This window comes from Flavobacterium flavipallidum, assembly GCF_038289905.1.
In the GTDB taxonomy this organism is placed as follows: domain Bacteria; phylum Bacteroidota; class Bacteroidia; order Flavobacteriales; family Flavobacteriaceae; genus Flavobacterium; species Flavobacterium flavipallidum.
In genome coordinates, this window is sequence record NZ_JBBYHU010000058.1 from 1 (window position 1) to 6,830 (window position 6,830).

Genomic DNA, 6,830 nt, shown 5'->3' on the forward strand with positions numbered 1-6,830 from the left:
TTGCTTGATGCTTTTTTAAAACTTCATTTACACATCGAAGTTTAAAATCATAACCATACTTGACTTTTCTTTCCATAAAAATACCCCCAAATAGTGTCTAACTTTTTGGGGGCAGTGCAAACTTTGAGACGGCTTTTTCATTAGAATAGTATAATTAACAAAAATTTACCTTTGGTCATAAATTAGTTTAGTAGAAATGGAGTAATTTTATTTACAAATCAACTTTTAATGAAATTACACTTCTCTATCCTATTCTTTTCCATAATAAGTACGCTTAGCTTTTCCCAAAACCACAAATTACTTCGCGGAAAAGTACTATCGGATAATTTTTTATTGCAAAATGTGGAAGTAATCAATAAGAATACTGAAACAGTCACCAAAACCAATGAAAAAGGCGAATTTATTCTGACTGCAGCTATCAACGACAGCATTTTATTTTACGACAAAAATTATCATTTAAAAGGTCTAAAACTGAGTCTCGAGGACTTAGAAAACAATAATATCATTGTTTCTATTGAACAAAAACCAGAAGAACTCAAAGAAGTAAAAATCCATAAAGTAAGTGTTGACTGGGAATTTGACAAAAAATGGGAACAACTTAAAAGAGACGAAGTGGCCGTTTACCGACAATCCAAACAATTAAAAAATCCAGGAGTTTATGACGGAACGATAACTAACGGAATGGATTTTGTAAAAATTGGCAAAATGCTTTTTGGTGACAAACTAAAAAGAAAAAAATCCGCGACTTCAACGATAGAATTTAAAGATGTAGTTACAAACAATTTCGACGAAAACTTCTTTATCGAAACTTTGAAATTGAAAAAAACTGAAATTGATTCTTTTCTAACTTTTTGTAATTTCGATCCAGAATCTAAAAAGAACATCGCAGAAAATTCTAATGCCCTTGAGTTGATGGATTACTTATATCAAAAAAGTTTTGAATACAAAAAATTAAACGCAGCCGAATAATTATCAAAGATGAACAATGTAGATGAATACATCCATTCACTTTCGGAGGAAACTCAAAAAATAGCTCAGCAAATTAGATGTATTATCCTTAATACAGCTCCTGATTGCGATGAAAGCATTTCATATGGTATGCCAGCTTATAAAACTTTTGGAAAACCTTTGATTTATTTAGCGGCATATAAAAATCATATTGGCTTGTATGCGACACCTTCAGGACATTCTCATTTTTCAAAGGAATTAGCAAATTATAAACAAGGCAAAGGTTCTGTTCAGTTTCCGCTCAACTCCCCTATTCCCTATGAACTTATCAAACAAATAGTTGCTTTTCGGCTAAAAGAAAATGAAACCAATCACGAAAAATAACAACACTGTTTCACTTAGAGATATTTGAATTTTGCTAATGAATTTCTATCGATTCAACCACCAAATACTGGCATTCAAAACCGCTGCAAAAGAAACCCAAGCCAAATAAGGCAACATCAAATAAGCAGCTCTTTTATTGATCTTACTAAACTGAAAATAGGTTTCGTAAATCATCAACCATAACAATATTATCTCTAAATCTGCTAACATGGGGTTGTGTAATCCAAAAAACAAATAAGACCAAATCGCATTTAGTGTCAACTGAATAATAAAAAACACCAACGCTTTTTTAACAGCTTCTTTATCAAAAGCATATCGATTCCAAACTAAGCCCGCTCCTACTCCCATCATAATATAGAGCAATGTCCAGACCGGAGCAAAAACCCAATTAGGTGGATTAAAAAAAGGTTTTTCTAAAGTAGGATACCAATCTATTATAGCTGAACGGGTCACAATTCCTGAAAAATAACCTACTGCGAGACAAGTAACCACAGCTATAAGGATTTTTATAATTTTATTCATTTTCGCAATTCTTTTTGACAAAAATAAGAAATCAGAACACTTTTCAGCCTAAACAACATTAATTAAAAACACTAATTATTTCAGTGTAAACGAATAAAAATCTGCTAATCTGCAAATAGAAAAAAGTATCTTTGCGACAAATTTTAGTATTCATGTTTACAGCAAACGATTTTATTCCTTCATCCTATTCTCAAACTATCGAAAACGGTTCTTTTGAATGGAGTGCTCCCAGCAATATTGCACTGGTAAAATATTGGGGAAAAAAAGCCAATCAAATTCCGGCAAACCCTTCTATAAGTTTCACTTTGAAGAATTGCAAAACGATAACCAAATTAGCTTTTGAGAAAAAAAACATCTCGACTTCGCTCGATGTGACACATGAATTCTCTTTTGATCTATTATTTGAAGGGAAACCCAAAGAAGATTTCAAACCAAAAATTCAAAAATTCTTTGAACGAATCGAACAATATTTGCCTTTCTTGAAAGACTATCATTTTACGATTGACACTCAAAATACGTTCCCGCACAGCTCCGGAATTGCTTCTTCTGCCTCTGGAATGGCAGCTTTAGCCATGAATTTAATGAGTTTAGAAAAAGCATTACATCCTGAAATGACAGAAGATTACTTTTACCAAAAAGCTTCTTTTTTAGCACGATTAGGTTCCGGAAGTGCCTGCCGAAGTGTAAAAGGTGAAGTTGTTGCCTGGGGGCAACAAGCTAATATCAATGGAACTTCGGACGAATTCGGAATTGAATTTCCTTATACGATTCATGATAATTTCAAAAATTATCAGGATACTATTTTATTGGTTGACAAAGGCGAGAAACAAGTTTCTAGTACCGTTGGGCACGACTTAATGCACAACCATCCTTTTGCCGAAAGACGATTTGCACAAGCACATGAAAACTTAGACAAATTAATCAGCATTTTTGAAAATGGAAATCTGGAAGCATTTATCGAAATTATAGAAAGCGAAGCTTTGACCCTACATGCCATGATGATGACTTCGATGCCTTATTTCATCCTGATGAAACCTAACACTCTGGAGATTATCAATAAGATTTGGAACTTTAGAAAAGAAACTAAAATTCCGATTTGTTTTACACTGGATGCAGGTGCTAACGTACATGTTTTATATCCTCAAAATGTAATAGAAAAAGTATTGCAATTTATTCAGAAAGAATTAATTGGCTATTGTCAAAATGCGCAGTACATTTGTGATGAAATTGGAATGGGTGCTATGCAATTGTAATTTTTGTATCTTTAATAAAATTTTAGATTATGGATATTCAATTAGAAAAACTAGAACTGATAAAATTATTGGTAGAAACCAATGATGAATCAATTATTGCTTCTATAAAAAATATTCTAAATCCAAAGAAAAAAGACTGGTGGAACGAATTATCAGAAGAACAACAAAATATAATAAACGAATCTTTGTCTGAATATGAAAAAGGTGAATTTTCTTCTTTTGATGATTTTATAAAGCCACATCTTTAAAATGAAAAGAGAAGTAGTAATTACTCCAAGAGCTAAATTGAATTTGAACAAATTTTCAATTATTTAGATGCAAAATGGGTAAAGAAATAAAAAGTAAATTTTCAAATAAAATTAATGAGGTAGTCAAGTTAATCATAGAAAATCCAGAATTATTTCCTATTTCGAACACAAATAAAAAAATTAGAAAAGTGGTGATAAGTAAACAAAGTAGTTTGTTTTATCATTTTAATAAAAAACATATTGTCATCGTTTCGCTTTTTGATACCAGACAAAACCCAAATAAATTAAACGACATAGAATAACATTATGAAAGGACCTTTATTTTATTCAAAAATATTACTCTTTGGAGAATACGGAATTATTCGTGATTCTAAAGGTTTATCTATTCCATATAATTTTTATAATGGAGCTTTGAAAAAAGATGAAAATCCTTCGGCAGAAGCAATTGCTTCTAATGCCAGTTTGAAACGTTTTGCAACTTATCTAGAATCATTGGAAGCCGAAAAAACAAATTTGGTTACTTTTGATTTAGCTACTTTAAACAACGATGTTGCAACCGGAATGTACTTTGATTCCAGCATTCCACAAGGTTATGGTGTAGGAAGTAGCGGCGCTTTAGTTGCTGCTATCTATGATAAATATGCTCAAAACAAAATCACCGTTTTAGAAAATCTAACTCGTGAAAAATTACTAGAGTTAAAAAATATATTTTCTCAAATGGAAAGCTTTTTCCACGGAAAAAGTTCCGGCTTGGATCCTTTGAACAGTTATTTGAGTATTCCGATTTTAATTAATTCCAAAGATCACATTGAAGCAACAGGAATTCCATCACAAAGTTTTGATGGGAAAGCGGCTGTTTTCCTTTTAGATTCGGGTATTATTGGAGAAACAGCACCAATGATTAACATTTTTATGGAAAACCTGAAAGACAAAGGATTCCGTGCTATGCTAAAAAATCAATTTGTAAAATATACTGATGCCTGTGTTGAAAATTTCCTTGGTGGCGATATGAAATCTTTATTTTCAAACACCAAAAAACTTTCCCGTGTCGTTTTGAATCATTTCAAACCAATGATTCCGGAGCAGTTTCATGAAATTTGGCAAAAAGGAATTGAAACTAACGATTACTATTTAAAACTTTGCGGATCAGGCGGTGGCGGTTACATTTTAGGCTTCACTGAAGATTTAGAACGTGCTAAAACTTCGTTAAAAGACTACAAACTGGAAGTAGTTTACCAATTTTAAAGCTATATTTATTGGGCAACCATTATAACTGTCTAAAATGTTTAGTAGAAAACACAAACTTTTAGCGTTAAAAATCATCAGTTTGTTCTCTGTAGTTAGAGGTTATAACATTCCTATAATTATTTTAGCGCAATATTTATCGGCTATATTTATATTGGCACCTGAGATTAGAGCTTTAGATATATTATTAGATTCACATCTATTTTTAATCGTTTTTGCCTCTTCACTAAGTATTGCATCGGGCTATATTATTAATAATTTTTACGACAGTAAAAAGGATTTAATCAATCGCCCTACTAAATCCATGCTGGATCGCCTGGTGAGCCAAAGCACAAAGCTTAAAACTTATTTCACCTTAAATTTCATTGTTGCTATTATTGCCTGGTTTATTTCCTGGCGGGCCTTACTGTTTTTTTCAGTTTATATTTTCCTAATTTGGTTTTACTCTCACAAAATCAAAAAATACCCTTTGATTGGAAATTTAATGGCTTCTTTAATGGCCGTATTACCTTTTTTTGCCATCTTATTGTATTATTATACAAAACTGCCACTTTATGAAATCGAAAACTATAAAGGGCAATTTGCGGTTATTTTTGCACATGCTACCTTCCTCTTTCTTTTATTATTGATACGTGAAATGATCAAAGATTTGGAAAATATAAAAGGAGATATTGCCGATAATTATCAAACCATCCCTGTGCGCTATGGAGAAACTACATCTAAGAGAATCATCAGTATTTTAACGAGTTTGACACTTTTACCTATTTATATTTTAATCGAAATTTATGATGTGGGCTATATGGATATCTACTTTTATTCAAGTATGATAATCCTTATTTTATGTACAGTTTATTTATGGAAATCAAATACTAAAACGCAATTTATTTTACTCCATAATGTGCTGAAATTTTTAATTGTTTCGGGGGTTTTCTGCATCATTTTGATAGACCCAAGTGTCCTTTTGCATGGCAAAAAAATATTACTTTCATTTTAACATAAAACCCTAAAAGGTTTGTAATTACATCTTAATTGATAATAATTCGCTTTTATCAATTAGCAAACATATAAATACTATCTTTGCAAAAATTATCTAAACATGAATAATAAGGAAGGCAATAACAAAAGAGGCGGTTCAAGACCAAATAGTTCAAGACCAAACTCTAACAAGCCAAAGGCTGCTTTGCCAAAAAGAGCACAAGGACCTAAAAAATCAAAATTCAGTGCAAACAACACTGAAGAAGCTGCTCAAAAACCAGGAAAAAAACCAAATCCGGTTGCTAAAAGACCTAAAGCAAAAGACGAAATTCGTTTGAATAAATACATATCTAATTCAGGCGTTTGTTCTCGTCGTGACGCAGATATTTACATCCAGTCAGGAAATGTTAAAGTAAATGGTGTTGCCGTTACTGAGATGGGCTATTTAGTAAAACCTGGTGATGTAGTTAACTTTGACGGAGTAACCTTAACTCCTGAAAAGAAAGTGTATATCTTATTGAACAAACCTAAAAACTTTACCACAGCTCTTGACGAAGGTCAGGAATACCGTAATGTTTTAGAATTAGTAAAAGGCTCTACTACGGCTAAAATTGCTGCTGTAGGAAGAATGGACAAAAACACTACCGGACTTTTATTATTTACTAATGACACCGATTTGATTCGTAAATTCTCACTTCCAAATCAAAAGTCGTCTAAAATATATCAGGTTACCTTAGACAAAAATTTAAAGTTTGAAGACTTAGAAAAAATAAGCAAAGGTTTGTTTATTGACGGTCACCGTGTTTTTGTGGAAGAAGTAAGTTATATTGAAGGAGAAGCTAAATCTGAAATTGGTTTGAAACTAAAAACTTCAAACATTAAGGTAGTACGTAATATTTTTGAACATTTAGAATATGATGTCTTAAAAATTGACCGTGTTGCCTTTGCTGGGTTGACCAAAAAGAATTTACCTCGAGGCAACTGGCGTTTACTTACCGAACAGGAAATTATCAATATTAAAAACTTTTAAGTTTTAAAATAATTTTAAAAAAAAGCCGCTTCAGTCATCAATTTCTGAAGCGGTTTTATTTGATACAAATTATCTCAACTAAGCATAAAAAAACCGTCCTAAAAATTAGACTGCACCCAAAAGTTTAGACGAATTTATAATTAAATTTGATAATAATGAGCTCGATATTGTATCGGGCTCATTCCTTTTAGATTAAGTTTTATTCTCTCATTATTATAGTAATCT

General features: G+C 31.7%; 10 protein-coding genes. 8 read left to right on the plus strand and 2 right to left on the minus strand.

All coding sequences use genetic code 11. The features are described 5' to 3' along the window. Nucleotides 1–228: 228 nt before the first annotated feature. On the plus strand, nt 229–969 hold the full coding sequence (locus AAEO59_RS16205) for a hypothetical protein (RefSeq protein WP_341701791.1): 741 nt from the start codon (nt 229–231) through the stop codon (nt 967–969). Between the two features lie 9 nt (nt 970–978). Continuing rightward, nucleotides 979–1,332, plus strand: coding sequence for an iron chaperone (locus AAEO59_RS16210; protein WP_341701792.1), 354 nt, complete (start codon nt 979–981; stop codon nt 1,330–1,332). A gap of 45 nt (nt 1,333–1,377) precedes the next feature. Here AAEO59_RS16210 and AAEO59_RS16215 read toward each other — a convergent pair whose 3' ends face one another. Beyond that, nucleotides 1,378–1,854 (minus strand): TspO/MBR family protein, encoded by a 477-nt coding sequence (locus AAEO59_RS16215; RefSeq protein ID WP_341701793.1) that lies wholly within the window; start codon nt 1,852–1,854, stop codon nt 1,378–1,380. 152 nt (nt 1,855–2,006) lie between these two features. Here AAEO59_RS16215 and AAEO59_RS16220 point away from each other — a divergent pair, with 152 nt between their 5' ends. From AAEO59_RS16220 to AAEO59_RS16245, 6 genes are all read left to right on the plus strand, one after another. Then, complete coding sequence (locus AAEO59_RS16220) at nt 2,007–3,107, plus strand: diphosphomevalonate/mevalonate 3,5-bisphosphate decarboxylase family protein (RefSeq protein ID WP_341701794.1); 1,101 nt, start codon at nt 2,007–2,009, stop codon at nt 3,105–3,107. Nucleotides 3,108–3,136: 29 nt separating this feature from the next. Beyond that, nucleotides 3,137–3,355: a hypothetical protein gene (locus AAEO59_RS16225; RefSeq protein WP_341701795.1), complete on the plus strand. Its 219-nt coding sequence runs from the start codon at nt 3,137–3,139 to the stop codon at nt 3,353–3,355. A 74-nt stretch (nt 3,356–3,429) separates the two neighbouring features. Further along, the gene (locus AAEO59_RS16230; RefSeq protein ID WP_341701796.1) at nt 3,430–3,657 is read left to right on the plus strand and encodes a hypothetical protein; all 228 of its coding nucleotides are present in this window, start codon (nt 3,430–3,432) and stop codon (nt 3,655–3,657) included. A gap of 4 nt (nt 3,658–3,661) precedes the next feature. After that, the gene (locus AAEO59_RS16235; protein ID WP_341701797.1) at nt 3,662–4,600 is read left to right on the plus strand and encodes a mevalonate kinase family protein; all 939 of its coding nucleotides are present in this window, start codon (nt 3,662–3,664) and stop codon (nt 4,598–4,600) included. A gap of 37 nt (nt 4,601–4,637) precedes the next feature. Then, entirely contained in the window at nt 4,638–5,594 is a 957-nt protein-coding gene (locus tag AAEO59_RS16240) for a geranylgeranylglycerol-phosphate geranylgeranyltransferase (protein ID WP_341701798.1), read from the plus strand. A 102-nt stretch (nt 5,595–5,696) separates the two neighbouring features. Further along, nucleotides 5,697–6,605: a pseudouridine synthase gene (locus AAEO59_RS16245; protein ID WP_341701799.1), complete on the plus strand. Its 909-nt coding sequence runs from the start codon at nt 5,697–5,699 to the stop codon at nt 6,603–6,605. Nucleotides 6,606–6,745: 140 nt separating this feature from the next. Here AAEO59_RS16245 and AAEO59_RS16420 read toward each other — a convergent pair. After that, a partial coding sequence (locus tag AAEO59_RS16420) for an IS3 family transposase (RefSeq protein WP_407934932.1) occupies nt 6,746–6,830 on the minus strand: 85 nt, incomplete at its 5' end.